The organism is Flavobacterium koreense (assembly GCF_054776075.1).
In genome coordinates this window covers 32,547-57,882 of sequence record NZ_BAAHCF010000034.1, presented here as the reverse complement: position 1 = coordinate 57,882, position 25,336 = coordinate 32,547, and the positions used below count along the sequence as shown (strand labels likewise).

At 30.7% G+C, this 25,336-nt stretch carries 23 protein-coding genes; 16 read left to right on the top strand and 7 right to left on the bottom strand.

Features of this window, described 5'->3' with window-relative positions; genetic code table 11:
- Nucleotides 1-37: 37 nt before the first annotated feature.
- A complete protein-coding gene (locus tag ACYU7A_RS12605; RefSeq protein WP_460577070.1) occupies nucleotides 38-1,654 on the top strand; it encodes a M1 family metallopeptidase in 1,617 nt (538 codons plus the stop codon).
- 44 nt (nucleotides 1,655-1,698) lie between these two features.
- Here the strand turns inward: ACYU7A_RS12605 and ACYU7A_RS12600 are convergent, their stop codons facing one another.
- Together ACYU7A_RS12600 and ACYU7A_RS12595 are read right to left on the bottom strand one after the other, a co-directional pair.
- Nucleotides 1,699-2,745, bottom strand: coding sequence for an AMP-binding protein (locus ACYU7A_RS12600; RefSeq protein WP_460577068.1), 1,047 nt, complete (start codon nucleotides 2,743-2,745; stop codon nucleotides 1,699-1,701).
- Nucleotides 2,738-3,682 (bottom strand): lysostaphin resistance A-like protein, encoded by a 945-nt coding sequence (locus ACYU7A_RS12595; protein ID WP_460577066.1) that lies wholly within the window; start codon nucleotides 3,680-3,682, stop codon nucleotides 2,738-2,740. The genes ACYU7A_RS12600 and ACYU7A_RS12595 overlap by 8 nt, the downstream gene beginning before the upstream one ends.
- Before the next feature lie 72 nt (nucleotides 3,683-3,754).
- Here ACYU7A_RS12595 and arsC point away from each other — a divergent pair, with 72 nt between their 5' ends.
- Together arsC and ACYU7A_RS12585 are read left to right on the top strand one after the other, a co-directional pair.
- A complete protein-coding gene (gene arsC, locus ACYU7A_RS12590) occupies nucleotides 3,755-4,096 on the top strand; it encodes an arsenate reductase (glutaredoxin) (RefSeq protein ID WP_460577064.1) in 342 nt (113 codons plus the stop codon).
- Between the two features lie 101 nt (nucleotides 4,097-4,197).
- Nucleotides 4,198-6,708 carry a TonB-dependent receptor gene (locus tag ACYU7A_RS12585; RefSeq protein ID WP_460577060.1) on the top strand — a complete coding sequence of 837 codons (2,511 nt, stop codon included), beginning with the start codon at nucleotides 4,198-4,200 and terminating at the stop codon, nucleotides 6,706-6,708.
- 63 nt (nucleotides 6,709-6,771) lie between these two features.
- On the opposite strand, the gene ACYU7A_RS12580 is transcribed toward ACYU7A_RS12585, so the two are convergent.
- Both ACYU7A_RS12580 and corA read right to left on the bottom strand, forming a co-directional pair.
- Nucleotides 6,772-6,939 carry a hypothetical protein gene (locus ACYU7A_RS12580; protein ID WP_298303856.1) on the bottom strand — a complete coding sequence of 56 codons (168 nt, stop codon included), beginning with the start codon at nucleotides 6,937-6,939 and terminating at the stop codon, nucleotides 6,772-6,774.
- A gap of 97 nt (nucleotides 6,940-7,036) precedes the next feature.
- A complete protein-coding gene (corA, locus tag ACYU7A_RS12575; protein ID WP_460577058.1) occupies nucleotides 7,037-8,107 on the bottom strand; it encodes a magnesium/cobalt transporter CorA in 1,071 nt (356 codons plus the stop codon).
- A gap of 69 nt (nucleotides 8,108-8,176) precedes the next feature.
- On the opposite strand from corA, the gene hutI reads away from it, so the two are divergent.
- From hutI to ACYU7A_RS12520, 11 genes are all read left to right on the top strand, one after another.
- Nucleotides 8,177-9,415: an imidazolonepropionase gene (gene hutI / locus ACYU7A_RS12570; RefSeq protein WP_460577056.1), complete on the top strand. Its 1,239-nt coding sequence runs from the start codon at nucleotides 8,177-8,179 to the stop codon at nucleotides 9,413-9,415.
- A gap of 116 nt (nucleotides 9,416-9,531) precedes the next feature.
- Complete coding sequence (locus ACYU7A_RS12565) at nucleotides 9,532-10,035, top strand: hypothetical protein (RefSeq protein WP_460577054.1); 504 nt, start codon at nucleotides 9,532-9,534, stop codon at nucleotides 10,033-10,035.
- A gap of 198 nt (nucleotides 10,036-10,233) precedes the next feature.
- Nucleotides 10,234-10,764 carry a hypothetical protein gene (locus ACYU7A_RS12560; protein ID WP_460577052.1) on the top strand — a complete coding sequence of 177 codons (531 nt, stop codon included), beginning with the start codon at nucleotides 10,234-10,236 and terminating at the stop codon, nucleotides 10,762-10,764.
- A gap of 162 nt (nucleotides 10,765-10,926) precedes the next feature.
- Nucleotides 10,927-12,012 carry a glycine cleavage system aminomethyltransferase GcvT gene (gene gcvT, locus ACYU7A_RS12555; RefSeq protein WP_460577050.1) on the top strand — a complete coding sequence of 362 codons (1,086 nt, stop codon included), beginning with the start codon at nucleotides 10,927-10,929 and terminating at the stop codon, nucleotides 12,010-12,012.
- A gap of 118 nt (nucleotides 12,013-12,130) precedes the next feature.
- Nucleotides 12,131-12,847: a YebC/PmpR family DNA-binding transcriptional regulator gene (locus ACYU7A_RS12550; RefSeq protein WP_396147237.1), complete on the top strand. Its 717-nt coding sequence runs from the start codon at nucleotides 12,131-12,133 to the stop codon at nucleotides 12,845-12,847.
- A 102-nt stretch (nucleotides 12,848-12,949) separates the two neighbouring features.
- Complete coding sequence (locus tag ACYU7A_RS12545) at nucleotides 12,950-13,342, top strand: hypothetical protein (RefSeq protein WP_460577048.1); 393 nt, start codon at nucleotides 12,950-12,952, stop codon at nucleotides 13,340-13,342.
- A gap of 351 nt (nucleotides 13,343-13,693) precedes the next feature.
- Complete coding sequence (locus tag ACYU7A_RS12540) at nucleotides 13,694-15,604, top strand: SPFH domain-containing protein (protein ID WP_460577046.1); 1,911 nt, start codon at nucleotides 13,694-13,696, stop codon at nucleotides 15,602-15,604.
- A gap of 347 nt (nucleotides 15,605-15,951) precedes the next feature.
- On the top strand, nucleotides 15,952-16,686 hold the full coding sequence (locus tag ACYU7A_RS12535) for a carboxypeptidase-like regulatory domain-containing protein (protein ID WP_460577044.1): 735 nt from the start codon (nucleotides 15,952-15,954) through the stop codon (nucleotides 16,684-16,686).
- A complete protein-coding gene (locus tag ACYU7A_RS12530; protein ID WP_460577042.1) occupies nucleotides 16,679-17,713 on the top strand; it encodes a transglutaminase domain-containing protein in 1,035 nt (344 codons plus the stop codon). Before ACYU7A_RS12535 ends, ACYU7A_RS12530 begins: the two co-directional genes overlap by 8 nt.
- A gap of 341 nt (nucleotides 17,714-18,054) precedes the next feature.
- Nucleotides 18,055-19,839, top strand: a complete 1,785-nt coding sequence (locus tag ACYU7A_RS12525) for an ABC transporter ATP-binding protein (RefSeq protein WP_460577040.1) — start codon at nucleotides 18,055-18,057, stop codon at nucleotides 19,837-19,839.
- A 22-nt stretch (nucleotides 19,840-19,861) separates the two neighbouring features.
- Nucleotides 19,862-20,290, top strand: a complete 429-nt coding sequence (locus tag ACYU7A_RS12520; RefSeq protein ID WP_460577038.1) for a hypothetical protein — start codon at nucleotides 19,862-19,864, stop codon at nucleotides 20,288-20,290.
- A gap of 41 nt (nucleotides 20,291-20,331) precedes the next feature.
- Here the strand turns inward: ACYU7A_RS12520 and ACYU7A_RS12515 are convergent, their stop codons facing one another.
- The 3 genes from ACYU7A_RS12515 to ACYU7A_RS12505 form a co-directional block, all read right to left on the bottom strand.
- On the bottom strand, nucleotides 20,332-21,501 hold the full coding sequence (locus ACYU7A_RS12515; protein WP_460577036.1) for a proline dehydrogenase family protein: 1,170 nt from the start codon (nucleotides 21,499-21,501) through the stop codon (nucleotides 20,332-20,334).
- A gap of 156 nt (nucleotides 21,502-21,657) precedes the next feature.
- Nucleotides 21,658-22,056: a DUF2452 domain-containing protein gene (locus tag ACYU7A_RS12510; protein ID WP_460577034.1), complete on the bottom strand. Its 399-nt coding sequence runs from the start codon at nucleotides 22,054-22,056 to the stop codon at nucleotides 21,658-21,660.
- 1 nt (nucleotide 22,057) lies between these two features.
- A complete protein-coding gene (locus ACYU7A_RS12505; RefSeq protein ID WP_460577032.1) occupies nucleotides 22,058-22,360 on the bottom strand; it encodes a TIGR03643 family protein in 303 nt (100 codons plus the stop codon).
- A gap of 149 nt (nucleotides 22,361-22,509) precedes the next feature.
- Here ACYU7A_RS12505 and aroB point away from each other — a divergent pair, with 149 nt between their 5' ends.
- Both aroB and ACYU7A_RS12495 read left to right on the top strand, forming a co-directional pair.
- Entirely contained in the window at nucleotides 22,510-23,571 is a 1,062-nt protein-coding gene (gene aroB / locus ACYU7A_RS12500; RefSeq protein ID WP_460577030.1) for a 3-dehydroquinate synthase, read from the top strand.
- 287 nt (nucleotides 23,572-23,858) lie between these two features.
- Entirely contained in the window at nucleotides 23,859-25,259 is a 1,401-nt protein-coding gene (locus tag ACYU7A_RS12495; RefSeq protein ID WP_460577028.1) for a type III PLP-dependent enzyme domain-containing protein, read from the top strand.
- Nucleotides 25,260-25,336: the final 77 nt, after the last annotated feature.

Below are 25,336 nucleotides of genomic sequence, written 5' to 3'. Positions count from 1 at the left end.
TAAAACCATCTACTAATCAATTATAAATCACATCATCATGAAAAAAATCTTTATCATTGGTTTAACTTTAATTGGCTTCCAAACTGTATTTTCTCAAAACTTTACGCGTAGAGATTCACTTCAAGGTGGTTTGCGTCTAGAGAGAACTTGTTATGATGTGCAACGTTATGATTTGAATATCAAAATAAATCCTGACGAAAAAACTATTGTAGGTTACAATGAAATTGCATTTAAAGTAGTTGAGAATTCTTCAAAAATTCAAATAGATTTATTTGAAAACATGCAAATCGACAGTATCATTCACAACAATAAAAAATTAGAATACAAACGTGAATTTGATGCCGTTTTTATTAATTTCCCAAGTGGTTTAACTGCAAATTCTTCTGAAAAAATTCGTTTTTATTATTCAGGTAAACCTAAAGTTGCTAAAAATGCTCCTTGGGACGGCGGATTTGTTTTCAAAAAAGACAAACAAGGAAAGCATTGGGTTGGTGTGGCTGTTCAAGGCACTGGAGCAAGTTTATGGTATCCTGTAAAAGATTCGCAAACGGATGAACCTGATTTGGGTTCGACCATAAAAGTAGCTGTTCCAAATGGCTTGATGAATGTTTCTAATGGAAGATTTATTGGAAGTGAAGATTTAAAAAATGGCTATACACGATGGGATTGGGAAGTTAAAAGTCCGATAAACAATTATGATATTACTGTAAATATTGCCGATTATGCTCACATTCACGACAATCACAATGGTTTAGATTTAGATTATTATGTATTGAAAGATAATGAAGAACGCGCCAAAAAGCACTTTGAAGAAGTAAAACCAATGATGGATTGTTTTCAATTGCGATTTGGAACATATCCATTTGCTGAAGATGGTTATAAATTGGTTGAAACTCCTTATTTAGGTATGGAACATCAAAGTGCTGTAGCTTATGGAAATAAGTATTTAAAAGGTTATATGGGTTCTGATTTGTCGATGACAGGAATTGGGCTTTTGTTTGACTACATTACTATCCACGAAAGTGGTCACGAATGGTTTGGAAACAGCATTACTTCAAAAGATATTTCAGATATGTGGATACACGAAGGTTTTACACAATATACCGAAATTGTTTTTATAGAATGTCAATTTGGCTATGAAAAAGCTATGAAGTACGCCAAAGGTTTACAACGTAATGTTAGAAATGATAGACCAATCATTGGAACCTGTTGTGTTAACAATGAAGGTTCAGGCGATATGTATCCAAAAGGTGCCTTGCTTTTAAACACCTTACGTCATGTTATAAATAATGATGAATTGTGGTGGAAAATTATTCTGAAATACTCTGAAACCTATCGTCATAAAATTATTGATACTCCAACGGTTATTGCATTTTTCAATAAAGAAAGTAGCATGAATCTTACTCCTATCTTCAATCAATATTTGAGTTACAAAAAGATTCCTGCATTAGAATTGAAATTAAACAAAAAGAAATTAGAATTTCAATGGAAAACTGATGTAACTGATTTCAATATGCCAATTGACATCAAAGTAAACGGTAAAGAAATTAGAATCGAACCAACAAACAAATGGAAAAAATCTAAATTCAAAATCAAATCTTTAGATGAAGTTGAAGTTTTGAATAATGAGTTTTTTGTCTATGTTTTCAAATAAAATAAAAAAAACGTAAATCTTTAAATTTGATTTACGTTTTTTTTTTACTTAAAACTCTCTTTTCTCAAAATCTTACCATTTTCTGTTTCTTTGAATTTAGAAACAAAAACAATTTCTTTTGGACGTTCGTATTTGTCTAAACCTTCAAAAATAGCTTTGTCAATATCAAACGATTCACCTTCAACAACGAGAACTACTTTTTCACCAAGTTCAGCATCATCTTTTGAAGCTATAAAAAATCTTCTGTCAATTTTTCCGTCAAGTTTTTTCTCTACTTGTTCAGGCATAATTTTTACGCCACCACTATTGATAATATTGTCAATCCTACCTAAAAACAAAAACTGATTTTCGTTTACTAATTCTACCAAATCATTAGTAACAACAGTTTCTTCTGCAATAATGTGTGGTGCGTGAATAACCAAACAATTTCTATCATCATAAGTAATTGTAACATGTGGTAAAACTGTAAACTCTTTCTCACCAACTTTTTTAGCCGCAATATGCGTGATGGTTTCAGTCATTCCATAAGTTTCATAAACCTCCGTTGGTAGTTTTATTAAATCTTTTTCTAACTTTTTGCTAATTCTGGCACCACCAACAATAAGTTTTTTAACATTTTTAAGTTCTTTCAACGAATTTTGTGCTTGCATTGGAACCATTGCTACAAAATCATAATGAGTATCATCCAAATTTTCCATTGGATGAGAAGTTGGAGCAACATAATCTAAATCTAATCCAAGAATTATCGAACGAATCAACATCATTTTTCCGGCAACATATTTCACTGGAAGGCATTGCAAAGCTCTATTTCCTGAATGCAAACCAAAGAAATCTCCTGTAGCTAAAGCAGAATTTACCATGGCTTGTTTATCAACACGAATGGTTTTTGGCGTTCCTGTTGAACCCGATGTTTTCATTTCGATATAGGTTTTTCCATCAAACCAATCTAAAAGAAAATCTCCTACAGGTTTTTCCCAATCGTCACCTTCTTTAATAAAACTATAAGCCACACGACACAAATCTTCTTTGTTAAGATGGAAACCATTTAATTTAAAATGATTATGAACGTTATCGTAAGTTGGATTAATCATTATTTAATTCGTTAATTGTTGTTTTATATTTTATATCTCCAGTCAATTTTTCTTTCCAATCGGACCATTTGTATTTTTTACTAAACAAAAGCAATAGTAAAGGAAAAATCACAAAAACCGGAATAATAATTTCAAGTCCAGCCGAAGGATCAGAAACATCTTTAAATATGGAATTCGTTTGTAAAGCCGACCAATCTGAAGTAACCAATAATGCAGTCACTAAGTTATTCGCAGCATGAAATCCTAAAGCCAATTCCATTCCTTCATCCATTAGTGTTATTATTCCCAAAAACAAACCAGTTCCGATGTAATAAACCAAAACAATATTTCCCATTTTATCAATCTCTGGATTGAAAATATGCATGGTTCCAAAAATTACAGAAGTCATTAGCAATGGAAACCATTTGTTTTTAGAAAGATTAGCAAATCCTTGCATCAAATAACCTCTAAACACATATTCTTCAGTACTTGTTTGAATTGGTATCAAAATGACTCCGATAAGTACTAGAATTGCAAATGGAATAGGTTTGAAATTCCAAATCATTTCTTCAGGACTTAAATAATAAGTCAACAAAACACTCGATATTGTGAAAATAGTCCACAATCCAAAAGAGAAAAACACTCTACCCCAATCTATTTTACTTCTTGATGTAGTTACTTCTAAAATGGTTTGCTTATGAAAATATTTGATTACGATAAAAACGCCTAATAATGCAAAAACAAACGAAAGCATCATCAAAAATAAAGACAAATTAGATTCCAAAACACGTAACATTCCAGCACTATCGGTTGGCATTGTTCCAGATTTCATGGTTTTCATTAAAACGGCTACACCAAAAGGTATTTGACCAATAGTTGAAGCTATAATGATTAAAATAGATCCTACAATATATTTCCAAAAAGGATTTTCTTTCTTTACGCCTTGTTCTATAAACATAATTCTGTTAAATTTATTTTTTACTAAAATACTATATTTATTGCAATATTCATTTAATTTACAGAAAAAAATATGATAACAATTTACCATAATCCACGTTGTGGAAAATCGAGAGAATGTTTAGCATTTATAGAAAATTCAAAGCAAGAATTTGAAATCATAAAATATCTTGAAAATCCATTAACTTTCAAAGAATTAGAAGTTATAATTAAAAAACTAAACATCAAACCAATAGAATTAATTAGAACCAAAGAATCTATTTGGATTGAAAATTTTAAAGGAAAGACTTTATCAGATAAAGAAATCATTCAATCTATGGTTGATTTTCCAATTTTAATGGAACGACCTATAGCTGTAAATGGAAACAAAGCTGTTATTGCCAGACCATTTGAAAAAGTTAAAGAAATAATTTAGATTAATTCAATTTTACTTTTAACAAACCTTTGTGATTTGATGGTTAAACGAAAGTTTATTTTTGCAGTCAAATGAGAACTGTGAAATATAAACATCAAATCATGAAAAAAATTAAATTCTTTTTAACATTAGCTTTGTTATTAAGTACTCTATTAAATTATTCGCAACAAAAACCTGAAGGTAAAAAAGTAAGAGTAACCGGAAAGGTTGTTGATAAAATAAGTAGTCAACCTTTAGAGTATTCTACAATATCGTTAGTAAATACTACAACAAACAAGATTACTGCTGGTGGAATTACCGATGCAAAAGGCGATTTTAGCTTTGATGCTTCTCCAGGAACTTACAATGTAAAAGTAGAGTTCATCTCATTTAAACCTATTGAAATAAAAGGAAAAGTAATTAAAGAAAACACCAATTTAGGAACTATTTCCCTTGAAGATGAAGCTACAAAACTAGATGAAGTTGTAATTCGTTCTGAAAAAACTACAGTCGAAATCAAACTTGACAAAAAAGTTTATAACGTTGGTAACGATTTAATGGTAAAAGGAGGAACTGTAAGTGATGTCTTAGATAATATTCCTTCGGTTGCTGTTAGTGTTGAAGGTAATGTGAGTTTAAGAGGAAACGAAAATGTTAGAATTTTAATCGACGGAAAACCTTCTAATGCAATCAATATCAATGATGCTTTACGTATGATTCCAGCTGATGCTATTGATAAAGTTGAAGTTATTACTAATCCATCAGCAAGATATGACGCTGAAGGTGGTGGTGGATTATTAAACATCATCCTGAAAAAAGGTAAAACTAATGGACTAAATGGTGTAATAATCGCAACCACTGGTTATCCAGATAATCATGGATTAAGTGGAAATTTGAATTATAAAACAAATGAATTTAATTTGTTTACTACACAAGGTTACAACTACAGAAACAATCCAGGTAACTCTTTAGTGGAAACCAATTACTTGAATGTTGGAGCATCTTCTCCTAATTTTATCAATGAAACTAGAGACAATGATAGAATAAATAAAGGTTACAACGGAAACTTTGGCGCTGAATGGTTTTTAGATAAAAATACAACTTGGACTAACACTGTAAACTATCGTAAAACATCTGGCGATAATCAAGACAATGTTTTCTTTGATAGACAATATACAAATTCGAGTTTGAATAACCTTCAAACACGTATTAACTATGAAGATGGTAAAAGTGAGAACATTGATTTTTCATCTAATTTATTGAAAAAATTCAAAAAAGATGGTCATAAATTGACTATTGACACTCAGTTTTCTAAAAACAATGATGACAATATTGCAACCATAATAGATAGTCAAGATGGTACTGATGCAACAGTTAATATTCAAAAACAGAGTCGTAATTTAATTCAAGCAGATTATGTTTTGCCATTAGGTAAATCAATGCAACTTGAAGCTGGATATCGTGGCGATTTTTCTGAACAAGATACTGATGTAACTGTTTTTAATGAAGGTGTTGTAAATACTCTTTTCACAAACAATTTAGTTTACAAAGAAAAAGTAAATGCTCTTTATTCACAATACGGATTTAAAGTAAAAAAATTGTCTGTTTTATTAGGCATGCGTTGGGAAGATTCTAAAATTGATATCAACCAAATTACAACAAGTGATTTCAATACAAAAAAATACGATAATTTCTTTCCAAGTGCTTTCTTTACTTATGAAATATCAGATAAAACAAATGCTTCTATAAGCTATAGTAGAAGAATTCAAAGACCTAGAGGTAGACAAATCAATCCTTTTAGTAACTACTCAAGTAATATTAATATATTTCAAGGAAATCCTGATTTAGATCCAGCAATGACTGATGCTATTGATTTAGGATTCTTAAAAAGTTGGGATAAATTCACATTAAATACTTCATTGTATGTAAATAAAACAACTGATGCATTTCAATTTGCTAGAAGAGAATCTGGAGCTTTTGTAATAGGTGTTAATGACGGTGCGGACGTTATTGTTAATGGAGTTATAATAACACAAAATGGTGCTGCTGATTCGGTTATACCTGTTGTTTTAAGTTCTCCAATCAACCTTGCTACAGAATATAGAGCAGGTTTTGAATTTACTTTAAATTATACTCCTTACAAATGGTGGAAATTGAATAGTAACTTTAATCTATATAGAGTAGAAACACAAGGTAATTATACTTACACTAATTTCTTAAACAATGAAGTAACACAAAATTTTGATAACGTTGCAACCTCTTGGACTGCAAGACTAACATCTAAAGTAACGTTACCTAAAAAGATTGATTGGCAAACTAATGCAACTTATAATGCTCCACAAAATAATGCACAAGGAAAAAGCTTAGGTGTTTTCGCAATGAACTTAGCTTTCAGTAAAGATGTACTTAAAGACAAAGGAACACTTTCATTAAATGTAAGTGACGTTTTTAATTCAAGAAAAAGAATTATGGAAACTAATATTCCTAATTTAATCAATTCTTATGCTGAAATGCAATGGAGAGAAAGACAAATTACTCTTTCATTTACTTACCGTTTCAACAAATCTAAAAACGAAAAAGAGAGACAACCAAAGAGAAATCAAGACGAAGGTGGTGGAGATTTTCCAGGATAATAATAACAAACTGCATAAAAAAAGTCCCAATTACTTGGGACTTTTTTATTTAAAACAAACTAATTAAGCTTGCTCTAATTCTCTTTTAGCTTTTCTTTCTTTCAACAATTCTCTTGTTGCACCAAATATCCAATAGAATACGAAGTGAATTAAGAAAATCATTAACCAAAAACCAATAGTTAAAATGGTTAAGAAAAGTAAAAAACCTAAATACTGTTGTAAAGTAAACATATTTATTCCGGAATTTGTGTATATACTCGTCAAAGGTAATTCATAATTTTAAATTGACCAATAAATCAATATAAATTATTAACACCTTTTTTAACAATCAATACCATTTCTTCTTTTTGAAATAATAAATCATTCCCAAAAGCAATAACAACATGAATCCAAGAATGATAAAATAACCATATTCCCAATGCAATTCAGGCATGTTGTCAAAGTTCATTCCATAAACTCCAACTATAAAAGTTAGAGGCATAAAAAACACCGAAACCACAGTTAACGTTTTCATTACTTCATTCAACTTATGATTTTGAGTTGAAAAATAAAAGTTAGAAGCACTATCTAATGAAGCTGAATCATATTCAATTTGTTCTAAAAGCTCTAAACACTTTTGATGCAAACGATCAAAGAAACTATAATTTTCTAATTCTATACTATTAAAAACATTGTCGTCTTTCATACTTTTTATAGAATACAAAGAATCCCTTAAAGGAATAATTGAACGTTTTAGAAAATTAAAGTTGTCTCTATGCTTTTCAATTTGAATTAAAATTTCTGGGCTTGTACTTGTTTTAGAAACATTAATCAGTTCTTCTACTCTGTCTTCTTCATTTTCTATTGTAATGTAGAAATTTTCCATCACAGCATCTAATAATAAATAAAGTAAATAGTCTGCTTTTTTCTCACGTACAATTCCAGAATGCGTTCGAATACGTTCGCGAATATGAGTAAAAAAATCACTACGTTTCTCTTGAAAAGAAACTAAAATACCATTTTTTAAAAGAAAACTAATTTGCTCCACATTAATATTATCAGAGTTTTCAACTGGCAACAACGATTTAATATTAAAAAACAACACATCGTGATATTCGTCCAATTTGGTTCGTTTTGTAGTGTTTAAAATATCACCAAGCATAAAATTGTCTACTTTCAAATAGTCTCCAACTGATTTTATAACTTCAATATTATTTAACCCATGAACATTAAGCCAATTTACTTTATTCAAATCTACATTTGAGCCTATTTCATGAACGTTCAATTCTTCACATTCAGTAAGATCATGCGTATCATAAACAAACAATTGCAATTCTGTTTTTATTTGCTTGTGAACTCCAGTATAGTCAAAAAAACTAGGTTGTACTTTTCTTCCTTTTTTGTATTTAATTTTTCTCACGAATTCAAATTTTGTCTAAATTTAGAAATTATTATTATTTAAAAAGTAATTTTACGGAAATTTAGTTTCATGACAACACTAATCACCAACATTCAAGAGTTACTTCAAATTAGAGACGCATCTATTAGAAAAGTTTCTGGCAACGAAATGGCTATTCTACCTTCTATAAAAAACGCTTATTTATTAATAGAAAACGACCTAATTGCCGACTTTGGTTTAATGGAAAATTGCCCAAAGATTAATGCTGATGAAACTATTGACGCTACCGGAAAAGTAGTGCTTCCGGCTTGGTGTGACAGTCATACACATATTGTTTATGCTGGCAATCGTATTCAAGAATTTGTAGATAGAATCAACGGATTGAGTTATGAGGAAATAGCCAATCGTGGTGGTGGCATCTTAAACTCAGCCAAAAAACTAAACGAAACTTCAGAAGAAGAACTTTACAACCAATCGAAAGCTCGTCTTGAAGAAGTCATGAAACAAGGAACTGGAGCAGTCGAAATCAAATCGGGTTACGGTTTGACTGTTGATGGCGAAATCAAAATGCTTCGTGTGATTAAGAAACTTGCTCAAAATTATCCTATTGCCATAAAAGCTTCTTTTCTTGGCGCACATGCGTTTCCTGTTGAATACAAAGAAAACCATTCTGGCTATATCGATTTGATTGTTAACGAAATGCTTCCAAAAATCGCACAAGAAAATCTAGCCGATTATATCGATGCTTTCTGCGAAACTGGGTATTTCTCTGTAGAAGAAACCGAAAGAATCATGGAAGCTGGAAAAAAATACGAATTGCGTTCCAAAATACACGTCAACCAATTCAACGCTATTAACGGAATTGCAGCTTGCGTAAAACACAACGCACTTTCGGTAGATCATCTTGAAGTAGTTACCGACGAAGATATTGAAGTTCTAAAAAATACCGAAACCATGCCAGTAGCTTTGCCTTCTTGCTCCTATTTTATTAGCATTCCTTACACACCAGCACGCCAAATGTTGAACGCAGGTTTGCCTTTAGCTTTAGCCACCGATTTCAATCCTGGAACTACACCATCAGGTAATATGAATTTTGTAGTTGCTACAGCTTGCATCAAAATGAAAATGACACCAGAAGAAGCCATAAATGCAGCCACAATAAACGGCGCTTATGCCATGGGATTAGAAAAAACTCACGGAAGTATCACTTTAGGTAAAAAAGCCAACATCATTATAAGTAAAGAAGTTACCTCATTCTACCAACTACCCTATTGCTTCGGAACCGATTTAATTGATAGCGTGATTATTGAAGGTAAAAAGATGGTGTAGCTTTTTGATGTATTTACGAATGCTTGCTGACGATTATAATCAATTTTATGTATTTACATTATAAACATACTTCTATATATAAGTTAACAAACATTTATTGAGCAATAATTTTAAATATGAAATACTCACTATATTCAATAGTATCAGTTTTATTTTTGTTTTCAAGTTGTAAAAAAACAGAGATAGAGCAACCACAAAAAGATGAAAGTCTTAAGTTTGTAAAAACATGGTTTGATACTGTGAGAATGATACCAATGTCTGAAAGATTAGAAATAAAGCAAAATAAAACTTTTAAATATGTTCTTGGTGCTTGTACTTCTGGATCCTGGAGTGAAGGAAATTGGAATCTAAAGAATGATACAATTATTTTAAATAGTTTTAAACCAAAAGAGTGTATTTATCTAAGTGATTATGGAGCTTTATGCAGTACTATTGAAGAAATGCGAAAGTATCCTCCAGAATCGTCAATTAAAAATTGTAAACCAAATTCTGAAGACAGTTATGAAATGTTTGTAAATGAAAAGTTTTATATAAAAAATGATACTCTTGTACATGTCAAACAAAATAAAAAATGCGAAGGTTTTGACTTTGCCTACTCTTCAAGAGAAAAAGTTCGATAATTAAAAAACATCTACAAACAGCCGTTTCAAGAAATGGCGAGGCTCGGGATTTATCAGAAATGGAAAGGTTTTTAATTTAAAGTTTTGTTATATTTGTGATAGCTTGGTATTGATTCAATGCCAATGAGATCAAGCCGCAGAACATTATACATCAACTTTCGACGAGTCGGAATTATTAGAACAAAAATTATAATAAGTGTGAATAAATTTTCAATAGAAATTACAGAAATTCATTGGCTTTTTAAAGAAGACATTCAAGCAGATTTATGTGCACACGGAAAAGTAAAAGTTGAAATTGGCGATGAATTAATTGCTGGAATCAAAGATGACGAAGATTGGACAATTAGCGCAACTGCCCTATTCTTACTGAGAACTTTAGATAGAAATCACACGAAGGAAAACCAAGTTGGTGAACATTTAATTCCTTGTTGCGGACATTTTTTTGTCTTTAATAACGAAATGGAAGAAGTTTATGTCGGTGGTTGCTCGAAAGGAATAGATTGGGAAGTTATTCACGAAAATGGAAATGTAAAATTCAAAACAGAAACTGGAAAAGAAACTCTAGTTGAATTTGATTTTTATAAAACACAAGTAATAAAATTTGTAGATAAAGTTGAACAATTTTATGTTGAAAGTGGCGAGAAGAAAATTCCTGAAGATGAATTTGACAGAAATGCATATTTAGAGTTTTGGAATGAATGGAAAACTAGGAGAAACAAATGGAATTAAAAAACAAGCTCCTCAAATTGCTCCAATAAAAACCAACGCAAATGTCTCCTGACTTTGCGTTTTTTTATTTCCAAAAACCCACAAATAAATTTCCATTCCAAGCAATGCCAATTCTACAAAAATCACTATTTTAGCGCCTCAAACTACAAACTAAAATAGGTAATGAAAAATACAGCTTTAACGCACATTCACGAAGGATTAGGAGCAAAAATGGTTCCGTTTGCAGGTTACAATATGCCTGTTTCATACGAAGGAGTCAACGCAGAACACGAAACCGTTAGAAATGGCGTTGGTGTTTTTGATGTTTCTCACATGGGTGAATTCTTAATTTCGGGTGAAAATGCTTTGGCTTTAATCCAAAAAGTTACGTCTAACGATGCTTCAACTCTTGAAAATGGTAAAGCACAATATTCTTGTTTACCAAACAACGATGGCGGAATTGTAGATGATTTAATTGTTTACAAAATCAAAGACGAACAATATTTATTAGTAGTAAACGCATCCAACATTGATAAAGATTGGGATTGGATTTCGTCTCACAATACTTTTGGAGCAGAAATGAAAAACCTTTCAGACAATTATTCATTACTTGCTATTCAAGGTCCAAAAGCGGTTGAAGCTATGCAAAGTTTGACTTCTGTAGATTTGTCTGCTATAAAATACTATCATTTTGAAGTAGCCGATTTTGCTGGAATTGAACACGTAATCATTTCAGCAACAGGTTACACTGGTTCAGGTGGATTTGAAATTTATTGCAAAAATTCAGAAGTAGAACAAGTTTGGAACAAAGTTTTTGAAGCTGGTGCAGCATTCGGAATTAAGCCAATTGGTTTAGCTGCAAGAGATACATTGCGTTTAGAAATGGGATTCTGTTTATACGGAAACGACATCAACGATTCGACTTCACCTTTAGAAGCAGGTTTGGGTTGGATTACAAAATTCACCAAAGAATTCACTAATTCTGAAAACTTAAAAGCTCAAAAAGAAGCTGGCGTTTCTAGAAAATTAGTTGGTTTTGAATTAATCGACAGAGGAATTCCAAGACACGATTACGAAATTGTAGACGCAGAAGGAAACAACATCGGAATTGTAACTTCAGGAACACAAGCACCAAGTTTAGGAAAAGCCATCGGAATGGGTTACGTAAAAACCGAGTTCGCAGCAGCAGATTCAGAAATTTACATCGTAATTAGAGATAAAAAAATTGCTGCTAAAGTGGTGAAAATGCCGTTTTATAAAAAAGCGTAAGTTTCTTTTGAAATTTTGTTGAAAAAAGTACTTTTGCAATCTGTAAATAAGAAATAAATAATTATTAAATGTTGAATATTCAATTTTAAATTTTGAATATTGAAATACATAAATAGAAATGGGAAGAGCGTTCGAATTTAGAAAAGGTAGAAAAATGAAACGTTGGTCAGCAATGGCTAAAGCGTTTACTCGTATCGGAAAAGATATTGTAATGGCAGTAAAAGAAGGTGGTCCAAATCCGGAAGCCAACTCTCGTTTACGTGCTGTTATTCAAAATGCGAAGGCAGCAAACATGCCAAAAGAAAACGTTGAGCGTGCCATTAAGAAAGCAACAGATAAAGATACTGCCAACTATAAAGAGCAACTTTTTGAAGGGTATGCACCACACGGAATTGCACTTTTAATTGAAACAGCAACTGACAATAATAATAGAACGGTTGCAAACATTAGAAGTTACTTCAACAAATGCAATGGAACTATGGGAACGCAAGGTTCGGTAGAATTTATGTTTGACCATACATGTAATTTCAGAATTCCAAACAACAATATTGACATTGAAGAAATGGAATTAGAATTCATCGATTTTGGAGCAGAAGAAATCTTTGCTGACGAAGATGGAATTTTAATCTACGCACCTTTTGGAAGTTTTGGAGCAATCCAAAAAGAATTAGAAAACAGAGGAATCGAAATTTTATCTTCTGGTTTTGAAAGAATTCCACAAGTAACTAAAAAATTAACTGCAGCCGAAATTGCTGACGTTGAGAAACTAATCGAGAAGATTGAAGAAGATGATGACGTAATGAACGTTTATCATACTATGGACGAATCGGAATAGATTTGATTTTAGATTTTAGATATTAGATTTTAGATATTAGATATAAACTTCAAGGAAACTTGGAGTTTTTTTTTATATTTGAATATCTTTAAAATTAAATATATGAAGCCATTTAAAACGATTTTCGCTTTTCTTTTATTTTTTGTATGCACGAATTCCATAGCACAAAGCACCAATTCACAAAAAATTATTGGCTGTTGGAAGGTAACAAAGTTTGAATTGAAAACAGAAATTGAGAACTCGTCAGAAATTATAAAAGACGCAATTAATAATGAAGTATGTTTTGATGCTAAAGGCAATTTTATCACTACTAATGCTGAAGACAAAACTATTGGTAATGGAACATTTAATTTATCTGAAGATGGTAAAACCATATTTCAAAAATCCAATGATGAAAACAATGATATTGGAGGAAATGCAGAAATCGAATTATTAAATGAAAAAACTTTAATTCTTAAAAGTGATTATTTTACTATGAGTTTTGAGAAAAAGTAAATTGTATAACTGAGATAAATTTGTAACTATTATATTTCAAATTTAACACGTAAACTTCAAGACAACTTGGAGTTTTTTTTTTATTTATAAAATATTGATAATTAATTTATTATACTTTTTATAAAAATAATTGTATCAAAAATTTGTAACTTTTTAACAAGTACATCGTATAATTAGAGATTTAAAAATAGAACTAGAATGACACAATAAAGTGTTGTAATTCAAAAACTAAATTCAAAACCAACTAGTACTTTGAATTTGTGGTAAGTGAACTACCTGATTTACTATTTATTTCCTAATAGAATTCTATCAAAATCAAAAACCTTTTTTTATTTATTAAAATTTTATAACATGACAACATTTTTTACTTTGTGGTGGTTGATACCTATTGTATTATCTATTATTTTTTACAAATTTGTTTTAAGAGTTTTCTTCGGAATGGTAATCGTTCCTGAAGACAAAATTGGTTTAGTTACAAAGAAATTCGTGCTTTTTGGAACAGACAAATCGTTACCTGATGGAAGAATTATTGCTACCAAAGGTGAAGCTGGTTTTCAAGCACAGACACTAGCACCAGGTTTATATTGGGCAATGTGGATTTGGCAATATTCTGTTGATATGACAGCATTTACAATCATTCCGGAAGGAAAAATTGGATTGGTTTTAAGTAAAGACGGAAAAGAAATTCCAACAGGTCGCATCTTAGCAAGAAAAGTGGATAGCGATAACTTTCAAGACGCGACAGCTTTCTTAAACAATGGTGGACAAAAAGGACGTCAATCAGCTTTTATTACAACTGGTTCGTATCGTATTAATACCTTTCTATTTGAAATTGTAATAGCTGACCAAATCAAAATATTTGAAAACATGGTCGGAATTGTAACAGCTCTTGATGGTGATCCAATTCCACAGGGACAAATTGCAGGTAAATATGTAGACGGACACAATAACTTTCAAGACTTTGATTTTTTCTTGGAACAAGGCGGAAACAGAGGTTTGCAACCTCAAGTGATGTTGGCTGGATCTTATTACATCAATTCTTGGGCAATTCAAATTGAACAAAACCCAATGACCGATGTGCCAATTGGTTACGTTGGTGTTGTAATTTCTTATATTGGTGAAGACGGAAAAGACGTAACAGGAGAAACTTTCAAACACGGAAATATTGTTTCTAAAGGACAACGTGGTGTTTGGATGGAACCTTTCGGACCTGGAAAATATGCTTTGAATAAATACACAACAAAACTTGAACCTGTTCCAACAACAAACTTAGTTTTGAATTGGGCAAATGCTAGAAGTGAATCACATGATTTGGATAAAAACTTATCTACTATTACTGTACGTTCTAAAGATGGTTTCCCATTTAATTTAGATGTGGCACAAATCATTCACGTTCCAGCAAATGAAGCACCAAAAGTTATTGCACGTTTTGGAAGCATGACCAATTTAGTTTCACAAGTTTTGGAACCAACTATTGGTAACTATTTTAGAAACTCTGCTCAAGATAGCGATGTGATTTCGTTCTTAAGTACTCGTAAAGAAAGACAAGAATCGGCTAAGAATCATATCAAAGCAGTTTTAGATGAATACAACGTAAATGCAGTAGATACCTTGATTGGAGATATCGTTCCACCAGATTCATTAATGAAGACTTTGACCGATAGAAAAATTGCTGAAGAAGAGCAAAAAACTTATCAAACACAAAGAATGGCGCAAGAACAACGTCAAGGTGTAGAAAAAGAAACTGCGATTGCAGATATGCAAAAAGAAATTGTAAAAGCTTCTCAAAGTGTTGAAATTGCTCAAAGAACAGCAGATGCAACTGTAAAGAAAGCAGAAGGTGATGCAACAAGTTTAAAATTAAACGTAAATGCTGAAGCAGAAGCTACAAAAATGCGAGCAAATGCTGAAGCTGAAGCTACAAAAGCAAGAGCTGGAGCACAAGCAGAAGCTACAAAATTAAACGCAAGTGCAGAAGCTGAGAAAATCTCAAAAACAGGTTTGGCAGAAGCTGAGAAAATTATGGCAATTGGTAAATCAACTGCGGAAGCTTATCAGTTACAAGTTTCAGCAATGGGTGGCGATAACTTTACTAAATACAAAATTACCGAAGAAATTGGTAAAGGCAACATCAAAGTAATTCCAGATGTATTAATTTCAGGTGCAAATGGTTCCGAAGGTGGAATTAGCGGTTTACTTGGAATGAAATTAATGGAAATGATGGATACCAAAAATGATAAAGACGAAACTAAAAAGAAATAAGTAGTTTCTGAGTGAATTCAAATCCGTTTTGTGAAAGCAAAGCGGATTTTTTTTATTCCTGCAAACTCGGAAAAATAAACTAAAACACATAAAAAGAAGTAGACTCTCTCCTACTTCATTTGTTAGAACCACTAAACGAATTATTATCGCTACCGTCACTTCGAGTGATTTTTTGTTTTAAAAACGTTAGTTTTTGAAATAGAAAATTGTATCGAGAACTACAGAAATAATAGTGTTGATGCTACAAAAAACGGATACCAAGTTCTCGATGAAAGTTACTTTTTTTATTCCTATCCCAACCTTTTCAAAAAAATATACCTCTATATAAGAAACCAAACACTAGAAAGATGAAAAAAATTAACATTCAAATCGACCAACCATGCGCTGAGGATTTCAAAACCTTTAAGAAAACAGAAGAAGGTGGTTTCTGTAAATCTTGTAAAAAAAACGTAGTAGATTTTACTAAAATGAACGACCAAGAAATTTTTAATTTCTTTACTAATGAAAATAATAAAACTTGTGGCATATTTCTAGAATCGCAATTAAAAAGCTATTCTAATCCAAGTCTTTCTTCAAATAGAACTAAGTCGACTTCCTTTGCTTCAAGTCTATTTGGGTTGTCTCTTGTATCAATCCTATCCTTAACCAATGTTTACTCGCAAGAGAAAAACAATATGAATACCATCGTAAAAGAGGAAAATAGTGCGACTAAAAAAGATAATGAATCTACAGAATTAAATGAAAAGTTTACAGTTAGTGGCGTTGTTTCTGACAAAATTGGGCCGTTACCAGGAGCTAACATTTATTTGAAAAATTATAACATCAGTACACAAACGGATATGGATGGAAAATTTACCTTTCCAAAGCAACTAGAAGCTGGAGATGTGTTAGTTGTGAGTTATATTGGTTATAAAGCAAAAGAAATTAAAGTTACACGTGAAAATCAGTCGATAAAAATGGACTATACTATCAAACTTGATAACTGCCAAATTGTTATGTTGGGAGAAGTTTCAACAAATAAAGTTTATCAATCTAAACGAACACTATTTCAAAAAATAAAATCATTATTTACCAATGAATAAATGGATATTTTTAATCATTACGCTACTAAGTCAATTAAAAATTGAGGCACAAATTTCAGATTTTAAAAATGTAAATTTTAAAAATGCTGATGAAATTGCCTATGCTTATAAAGGTAATGATTTATCCAATTTACCACAACTTGCTCATAATCTTACAAATAATTTGTCTACAGATGTTCAAAAATTTAGAGCTATATACACCTGGGTAAGCACCAATATCGAAGGTGATTACTACGGTTTTATGAAAAATAGTGCCAAAAGAAGTAAACACCAAAATGATAGTTTGGAACTTAATAAATGGAACAGATTGTATAGTAATCAAGTTTTTAAAAAACTCGCAAAAGAAAAAAAAACAATTTGCACAGGTTATGCCTATCTGGTTAAAAGCTTAGCCAATTTTGCAAATATTAATTGTGAAATTATTGATGGATTTGGTAGAAATGAAAGTTCAGAAGCTTCAGAATTAAAATTCCCTAATCATTCTTGGAATGCGGTTCAACTTAATAATAAATGGTACTTGTGTGATGCAACTTGGTCTAGTGGTGCATATAATTTAAATACTTTTACCTTTGAATTTGATTATAATGATGGGTATTTTTTAGCTGACCCAGAATTGTTTGCAAAAGATCATTTTCCTAATGAAGACAAATGGTTATTAAAAGATGAAAAAACAAATTTATCGGAGTTTTTGAAAGCACCAGTGGTATATGATTATGCGTTTAAATATGCTGTTTTTCCTATCGAACCTTCTCTTATGCATTTAGAAATCGAAAAAAATAAAGAAGCTACATTTCTTCTAAAAGATTTAAAAGGAATTGATATAAATACCATTTTTCTACAAATCAATTATGGAACTCGAAAAGATTATATCAAACCAACAATAGAACGTTTGGAAAATGGTACTATAAAAATAAAATATACTTTTCCCAAAATTGGCTCCTATGATGTCCACATCAATCTAGGAACTCATTCAATCTGTACCTATGTAGTGAAAGTAAAAAAAGAAAAAATCAAATCCGTTTTGTGAAAACAAAGCGGATTTTTTTATTTAATATTTCTACTATTAAAAAACTTAAAAAGATACTGTATAGATACTGTATGGATAAAGCATGGATAAAGCATGGATAGTGTATGAAAACGATATAAAAACAATAATCAAAAAACACAACAATTTAACACCATATTGTAAAGTTATAGTAAGTTATAAGAATAAGACTTTATACAACTAGTAGATCAAAAATCAAATTTAAAATTCTAAATAGATTGAAATCCTTTTTGTGAAAGCAAAGCGGATTTTTTTTTCACAAAATATTAGCATTTGTAAAAAAAATTGACACAGCAATATTAGTTACTTTTACAAGAAAAAAAATGGCGCGATTTCAAGAAAACGACCTACCAAAAGCCAAACTCAACGCAAGCACATTAAGTAAAGCTCTTTTAATATTCAAATATGCCGATAACCACAAATGGAAATTCTATTTGGGATTGTTTTTCCTTTTACTAACTGGCGGAACAGCATTAGCATTTCCAAAACTTATGGGAATTTTGATTGATTGTGTGAAAAACAACGATTTATCAAAAGCCAATTCGATAGCTTTAGGATTAGTCGGAATCTTATTTTTACAATCTTTTTTCTCCTTTTTTAGAATCTCATTATTTGTAAATTACACCGAAAATACATTGGCAAATTTACGATTGGCTCTTTACAGTAATTTGATAAAATTGCCTATGCCATTCTTTACTCAAAAAAGTGCAGGCGAATTAAACAGCAGAATTAGTACCGACATCAATCAGATTTCAGATACTTTGGCTACTACGATTGCTGAATTTTTAAGACAATTTATTCTAATCATCGGAAGTTTTATTTTATTAGCAAGCATCAATTTAAAATTAACTTTAATGATGATTTCCATTGTTCCTTTAGTTGCTGTTGCTGCAGTAATTTTTGGTAGGTTCATCAGAAAATATTCTAAAAACTTACAAGATCAAGTTGCCGATAGTCAAAATATTGTGGTAGAATCTTTGCAAGCAATTACCGTTGTAAAAGCTTTTGCTAACGAATGGTATGAAATTGCACGCTACAAAAACAAGATTTCAGAAGTAGTCAAAGTTGCCATTAAAGGAGGAAACTATCGCGGCTATTTTGCTTCATTCATCATCTTTTGCCTATTCGGAACGATAGTTGCCGTAGTTTGGTATGGAGTTACCTTGAGTATTAAAGGTGAAATGACCGTTGGTGATTTAATTTCCTTCGTATTATATTCCACTTATGTTGGTGCCTCTTCTGGCGGAATTGCCGAATTGTACACTCAAATTCAAAAAGCCGTTGGAGCAACTGAACGTGTTTTTGAATTATTAGAAGAAACTCCAGAGAAAATAAACTCCAATCAAAATCAATCCACTGAAAAAATCAAAGGAAATGTTTCCTTTCAAAATGTACAATTTAGTTATCCATCACGACCAGAAATTCAAGTGTTGAAAGATGTAAATTTTACAGCAAACTATGGTCAGAAAATTGCCATTGTTGGTCCGAGTGGTGCCGGAAAATCAACAATCTCTTCACTCCTATTGCGTTTTTATGACATTGATGCTGGACAAATTTTAATTGACGACAAGAATATCTACGATTATGATTTAGAAAATCTTCGTGGCAATATGAGTATAGTTCCACAAGATGTGATTTTATTTGGCGGAAGCATTCGCGAAAACATCGCTTACGGAAAACCAAATGCCACCGAAGAAGAAATTATGATTGCAGCCAAACAAGCCAACGCCTTAGATTTCGTAAACGGATTTCCAGAAAAATTCGATACATTGGTTGGAGAACGCGGTATAAAACTTTCTGGTGGACAACGTCAACGAATAGCAATAGCTAGAGCTTTATTGAAAAATCCAAGTATATTAATTTTGGACGAAGCTACCTCTTCATTAGATAGTGAAAGTGAAAAATTAGTACAAGAAGCTTTAGAAAATTTAATGGAAGGCAGAACGAGTATCATTATTGCACACCGACTTTCAACAATAAGAAGTGCAGACGCAATACTAGTTTTAAACGAAGGAAAAATTGCCGAAAAAGGAACGCACAAAGAACTACTCGAAATTGAAAATGGTATTTATAAGAATTTGAGTAATTTGCAGTTTAGTGAATATTAGAAATAATTAGCAATTAAGAATTATGAAAAGACATTTATATATTTTATTACTCACAATACTATCAAATACAGTGTTTTCTCAAGAAAATAATAAAAAAATAGATTATGATTGGAATTCAATTAAAAGTATTAAACTAATTGAAGTTGATAAAAAAATTGATTTGAAAAATTATAATGATATCAATAATTTATTTATCAATAAAAAAGAAATTTCTAATAGAGAACTTATTGAATTAAAATCTGTGTTTAAGTATAAAGATGACTGTTGTGATGTTTTTGTAGAAGACAGAAAAATATTGATGAATATTAAGTTTAAAAATGAATCTATAATTTTTCTTGTACATTTAAATCAAGCTGCTCTTTTTGACTTAAGACCAAATAAGTTTAATTTTTTGACAATTATTAATAAAAAAAAGTTTCAGGATATAGTAACTGAATTATTAAATAAATAAACAAATAAAAATCCCAAGCTATTCACTTGGGATTTATTTTTCTATTTAGATTTTCTTCTATCTCTTTCCGCTTTCAATAAATTCAATTCTCGACTAGTTTGTCCTGCAACAGAAGTATTTTCTTCTGCACGTCGAATTAAGTAAGGCATCACATCACGAACTGGTCCAAATGGTAAATATTTTGCAACATTGTATCCGTGTGAAGCTAGGTTATAACTGATGTTATCACTCATTCCGTAAAGTTGTCCAAACCAAATTCTTTGATCTTTTATTTCAATATTGTTTGCTTTCAACATTTCCATCAATTTATAGGAGCTTTCTTCATTGTGCGTTCCAGCAAAGATTGCCATTTTATCGATGTGTTTCATCATGTAATCAACTGCTACATTATAATTATCATCAGTTGCTTGTTTAGAAGCGCAAATTGGAGTTGGATAACCATTTTCTTCGGCACGTTTGTGCTCTTTTTCCATATAAGCTCCACGAACTAGTTTCATTCCGATATAAAATCCGTCAGCTTTTGCTCTTTCGTGCAATGCTTTTAGATAATCCATTCTGTCCCAACGGTACATTTGTAAAGTATTGAAAACGATGACTTTCTCTTTGTTGTACTTGCGCATCATGTCTTCTACCAAATCATCTGCTGCATCTTGCATCCAACTTTCTTCAGCATCAATTAATAAGGCTACATCTTTACTATGAGCTGTTTTACATATAATTTCAAAACGTTCTTTAACTTTATCCCATTCTGCTTGTTCATCTGCAGAAAGTGATTGCTTCTCTCCTACTTTTGTATATAAATCTAAACGACCTAAACCTGTTGGTTTAAAAACCGCAAACGGAATCGCCTGACGTTCTTTGGCAAATTCAACTGTTTTCAAAGTCATTTCTAAAGCTGCATCAAATTGTGCCTCTTCTTCTTTACCTTCCACAGAATAATCCAAAACGGATGAAACGCCTTTGGTAAACATGTTATCTACAACTTTTAGACAATCCATTTCGTTTACACCACCACAAAAGTGATCGAAAACAGTGGCACGAATTAATCCGTCAACTGGTAAATGTGCTTTTAAAGCAAAGTTGGTAACTGCAGTTCCAATTCTAACCAATGGTTCATTGGCAATCATTTTGAAAAGGAAATAAGCTCTGTCTAATTCGGTATCACTTTTTAATGAGAAAGCAACTTCGGTATTGTTGAAAATTTTATTCATTTTATCTAATAATTGCACAAATATAAGGAGAGCAAATTAAATATTTATCAAAATAAGTGACATTTTTGAGGTGAAATTTGACAATAATGCAATCTGAAACACATTTTAATTAATTATAAATTAGCTTTCACATTTGTAAAACAACAAACTAAAAAGTTATTTTAAAAATATCCATTTTCTTTCACTATTCAATTTGAAAGTTCCAATATGTTCTTTATTCCATTCGTTTGGAGCTATTAATGAAAGTGAATTTGTTCCGTCATTATTGGCATACAAATGATAAATTTCACCGATTACAGGCTCGAATGAGAATTTGGAGTTGTAAACCAATTCGTTCCATTCAAATTCTTGCATTAATTTTTCATATTGAATTTTAAGTTCGTTAAACTTATTTTCAAACTCTTTATTTACATTGTTTATTCCTCTACTTTTCCACGAAACAACATCGTCCATTTTGATTACAGGCGCACCAACACTTGTTGAATAGGACAACAAACTAGCGTTGTAACCTTCGTCTTCTGAAAAAACTACATTATCTGGTTTCTTACTTTCCATTTTATCTTTTAGAAATTTTATTATTTGAAATTGAACGTTGCAAATTGCATTTGAATCGGTCAATGCCTTCTACTCTTTTAGCTACGTGCTTGGTTTTGCAATTTTCAACTCGCTCACGCCATAATTTATAGCTACTAAATTTCAATTCTCTTTTCATCAAAGCTTTGACATCAGCTTCGGCTAAACCAAATTGGAATTTTATGGCATCAAAAGGAGTTCGGTCTTCCCATGCCATTTCTATGATTCTATCAATCTGAATATCAGTTAAATTTTCTTTTTCTGAGGTTGCAATTATCGGTTTCAAACTATATTTTGTTTAACTTTTATAAATTTTAATTAAACAAAAGTAATCATTTTACATCAAGCTAAAAGAATTTTAACTAAAAAATAAGTTATCGCTAAAGTTTAAATGGATAAAATAATATCTCTATTTTTGTTCAAAATAAAATTTGTATGCAATCTATCGAAGCCAACGGTTACCAAATATTTTTCAATGAAACAGGATATGAAAAAATAAACCTCTTTATATCTGAAAATAATTATTCCTCTATTTTCATTTTAGTTGATGAGCATACTAATGAATATTGTCTTCCAAAATTTTTACCCAATTTGGCTACAGAAATTCCAATTGAAATAATTGAAATTGAAGCAGGTGAAGAAATCAAAAATATTACAACTTGTGTTGAAATTTGGTCAATTTTATCTGAACTTGGAGCTGACAGAAAAAGTTTGATAATTAATCTAGGTGGTGGCGTTATTACAGATATTGGCGGATTTATTGCTTCTACTTTCAAAAGAGGAATTGATTTTATAAACGTTCCAACTACACTATTAGGAATGGTTGATGCCTCAATTGGTGGGAAAAATGGAGTTGATTTAGGAAATTTAAAAAACCAAATTGGTGTAATTAATGTTCCGAAAATGTTGTTGATTTCTACCGATTTTCTTGAAACTTTGTCGCAAAGAGAAATGCGTTCTGGATTAGCAGAAATGCTAAAGCATGGTTTGATTTATGATAAAAATTATTGGGAACAATTTTTAGATTTAACTAAAGTTGATTTTGCTGATTTTGATGCTTTAATTTATCGTTCTATTGAAATTAAAAACGAAATTGTAAAACAAGACCCTACAGAAAATGGCATTCGAAAAGCATTAAATTTTGGCCATACTTTAGGTCACGCAATTGAAAGTCATTTTTTAGAATCGGAAACACCGCTTTTACACGGAGAAGCCATTGCTATTGGAATGATTTTAGAAAGTTATATTTCAAAAGAAAAAGAATTGCTTTCTAACGAAGAATTTCATCAAATTAAATATATTATTTCTAACATTTATGAACCTCATAATTTTAGTGATGAAGACATTATTTCTATCCAAAATTTACTCATTCACGATAAGAAAAATGAGTACGGAAAAGTTCAATTTGCATTAATAAATGGTATTGGAAAAATCATCATAAATCAATCTGTTGAAAATGAATTAATTATTAATAGCTTTCGAGATTATAAATCGTAATATATTTTTATAAAAATTATTGCAATTCGGTAATTTTATTTTTTACATTTGTCCTGATGAAAAACAATACTAACACTACTACCAATAGCACTTTCACGCTAAAAACCAATTCTGGTTTTCAAGTACTATGTGTTGCGTTTTTAACATCTATTCGGACTATTTTAGGCTTGTTTTTAGAATTATTCAAATCTGAAACTGAAAAACTTCCTATTGTTTATGCTAATATTAGGGTTTGAGAAAATTAGATTAACTGTAATTTAAATAATCTAATTAATTTTCAAAATCAAATGAATACAAAATATTTCGACCTAATTAATCAAACTTATTATTTTCCTCAGGAAGAATTTACATTAAATAAAGAAAGTGAACTACTTTTTCATAATATCGATTTAATGAAATTGGTTGAGCAATATGGTACACCATTAAAATTTACTTATTTACCTCAAATTTCTAATAACATTAAAAGAGCTAAAAATTGGTTCCGAAATGCAATGGAAAAAAATAATTATGAAGGTAAATATTATTATTGTTATTGCACCAAAAGCTCTCATTTTGAATACATTATGAGTGAAGCTTTTAAAAATAATATTCATGTTGAAACTTCATCTGCATTTGACATTAACATTGTTGAAAATTTATTAGAAAATGGTAAAATCAACAAAAGCACTTATGTAATTTGTAATGGTTTTAAAAGAGATCAATATGTTACCAATATTGCAAGATTAATCAATAATGGTCATAAAAACACCATTCCAATTATTGATAATTATGAGGAATTAGATTTACTTCAAGCAGAAATTAAAGGAAAATTTAAGATTGGAATTAGAATTGCTGCCGAAGAAGAACCAAAATTTGAGTTTTATACGTCTCGTCTTGGAATTGGATATAAAAACATAGTTCAATTTTATAAAAAACAAATTCAAGAAAATGATCGATTGGAGTTGAAAATGCTTCACTTCTTCATTAATACAGGAATAAACGATACTGCTTACTATTGGAATGAATTAGTAAAATGTATTAAAGTTTATATTCAATTAAAAAAAGAATGTCCTTCGTTAGACGGATTAAATATTGGTGGAGGTTTTCCAATCAAAAACTCTCTTGCCTTTGAATATGATTATCAATACATGATTGATGAAATCATAAATCAAATAAAAATTGCTTGCGAAGAAGCCGAAGTTGATGTACCAAATATTTTTACAGAGTTTGGTTCGTTTACCGTTGGTGAATCTGGTGGAGCCATTTATCAAGTTTTATATCAAAAACAACAAAATGATAGAGAAGCCTGGAACATGATTGACTCCTCATTCATCACTACTTTACCAGATACTTGGGCAATCAACAAACGATTTATTATGCTTGCTGTAAATAGATGGAATGACACCTACGAAAGAGTTCTGCTTGGTGGAATGACTTGTGATAGTGATGATTATTACAATTCAGAACAAAACATGAATGCCATTTATTTACCAAAATATAATAAAGAAAAACCTTTATACATAGGTTTCTTCAACACCGGAGCTTATCAAGAAACTATTGGTGGTTTTGGAGGATTACATCACTGTTTAATTCCACAACCAAAGCATATTTTAATAGACCGAGATAAAAACGGAATTATAGCTACCGAATTATTTTCTGAGCAGCAAACAGCTGAAGATGTAATGAAAATTTTAGGATATAGTAAATAATAAATAAAACAGTTTGAAGTTTTCAAAAAATAGTTTTTCTTTGAGGACCAAACTACAATAATAAACATTAAACACAC

Excerpts from the sequence above, each read along its gene's own strand:
- ACYU7A_RS12605 (WP_460577070.1), top strand. The coding sequence starts at position 38 with ATGAAAAAAATCTTTATCATTGGTTTAACTTTAATTGGCTTCCAAACT.
- ACYU7A_RS12600 (WP_460577068.1), bottom strand. The coding sequence starts at position 2,745 with ATGATTAATCCAACTTACGATAACGTTCATAATCATTTTAAATTAAAT.
- ACYU7A_RS12595 (WP_460577066.1), bottom strand. The coding sequence starts at position 3,682 with ATGTTTATAGAACAAGGCGTAAAGAAAGAAAATCCTTTTTGGAAATAT.
- arsC (WP_460577064.1), top strand. The coding sequence starts at position 3,755 with ATGATAACAATTTACCATAATCCACGTTGTGGAAAATCGAGAGAATGT.
- ACYU7A_RS12585 (WP_460577060.1), top strand. The coding sequence starts at position 4,198 with ATGAAAAAAATTAAATTCTTTTTAACATTAGCTTTGTTATTAAGTACT.
- ACYU7A_RS12580 (WP_298303856.1), bottom strand. The coding sequence starts at position 6,939 with ATGTTTACTTTACAACAGTATTTAGGTTTTTTACTTTTCTTAACCATT.
- hutI (WP_460577056.1), top strand. The coding sequence starts at position 8,177 with ATGACAACACTAATCACCAACATTCAAGAGTTACTTCAAATTAGAGAC.
- ACYU7A_RS12565 (WP_460577054.1), top strand. The coding sequence starts at position 9,532 with ATGAAATACTCACTATATTCAATAGTATCAGTTTTATTTTTGTTTTCA.
- gcvT (WP_460577050.1), top strand. The coding sequence starts at position 10,927 with ATGAAAAATACAGCTTTAACGCACATTCACGAAGGATTAGGAGCAAAA.
- ACYU7A_RS12550 (WP_396147237.1), top strand. The coding sequence starts at position 12,131 with ATGGGAAGAGCGTTCGAATTTAGAAAAGGTAGAAAAATGAAACGTTGG.
- ACYU7A_RS12545 (WP_460577048.1), top strand. The coding sequence starts at position 12,950 with ATGAAGCCATTTAAAACGATTTTCGCTTTTCTTTTATTTTTTGTATGC.
- ACYU7A_RS12540 (WP_460577046.1), top strand. The coding sequence starts at position 13,694 with ATGACAACATTTTTTACTTTGTGGTGGTTGATACCTATTGTATTATCT.
- ACYU7A_RS12535 (WP_460577044.1), top strand. The coding sequence starts at position 15,952 with ATGAAAAAAATTAACATTCAAATCGACCAACCATGCGCTGAGGATTTC.
- ACYU7A_RS12530 (WP_460577042.1), top strand. The coding sequence starts at position 16,679 with ATGAATAAATGGATATTTTTAATCATTACGCTACTAAGTCAATTAAAA.
- ACYU7A_RS12525 (WP_460577040.1), top strand. The coding sequence starts at position 18,055 with ATGGCGCGATTTCAAGAAAACGACCTACCAAAAGCCAAACTCAACGCA.
- ACYU7A_RS12520 (WP_460577038.1), top strand. The coding sequence starts at position 19,862 with ATGAAAAGACATTTATATATTTTATTACTCACAATACTATCAAATACA.
- ACYU7A_RS12515 (WP_460577036.1), bottom strand. The coding sequence starts at position 21,501 with ATGAATAAAATTTTCAACAATACCGAAGTTGCTTTCTCATTAAAAAGT.
- ACYU7A_RS12510 (WP_460577034.1), bottom strand. The coding sequence starts at position 22,056 with ATGGAAAGTAAGAAACCAGATAATGTAGTTTTTTCAGAAGACGAAGGT.
- aroB (WP_460577030.1), top strand. The coding sequence starts at position 22,510 with ATGCAATCTATCGAAGCCAACGGTTACCAAATATTTTTCAATGAAACA.
- ACYU7A_RS12495 (WP_460577028.1), top strand. The coding sequence starts at position 23,859 with ATGAATACAAAATATTTCGACCTAATTAATCAAACTTATTATTTTCCT.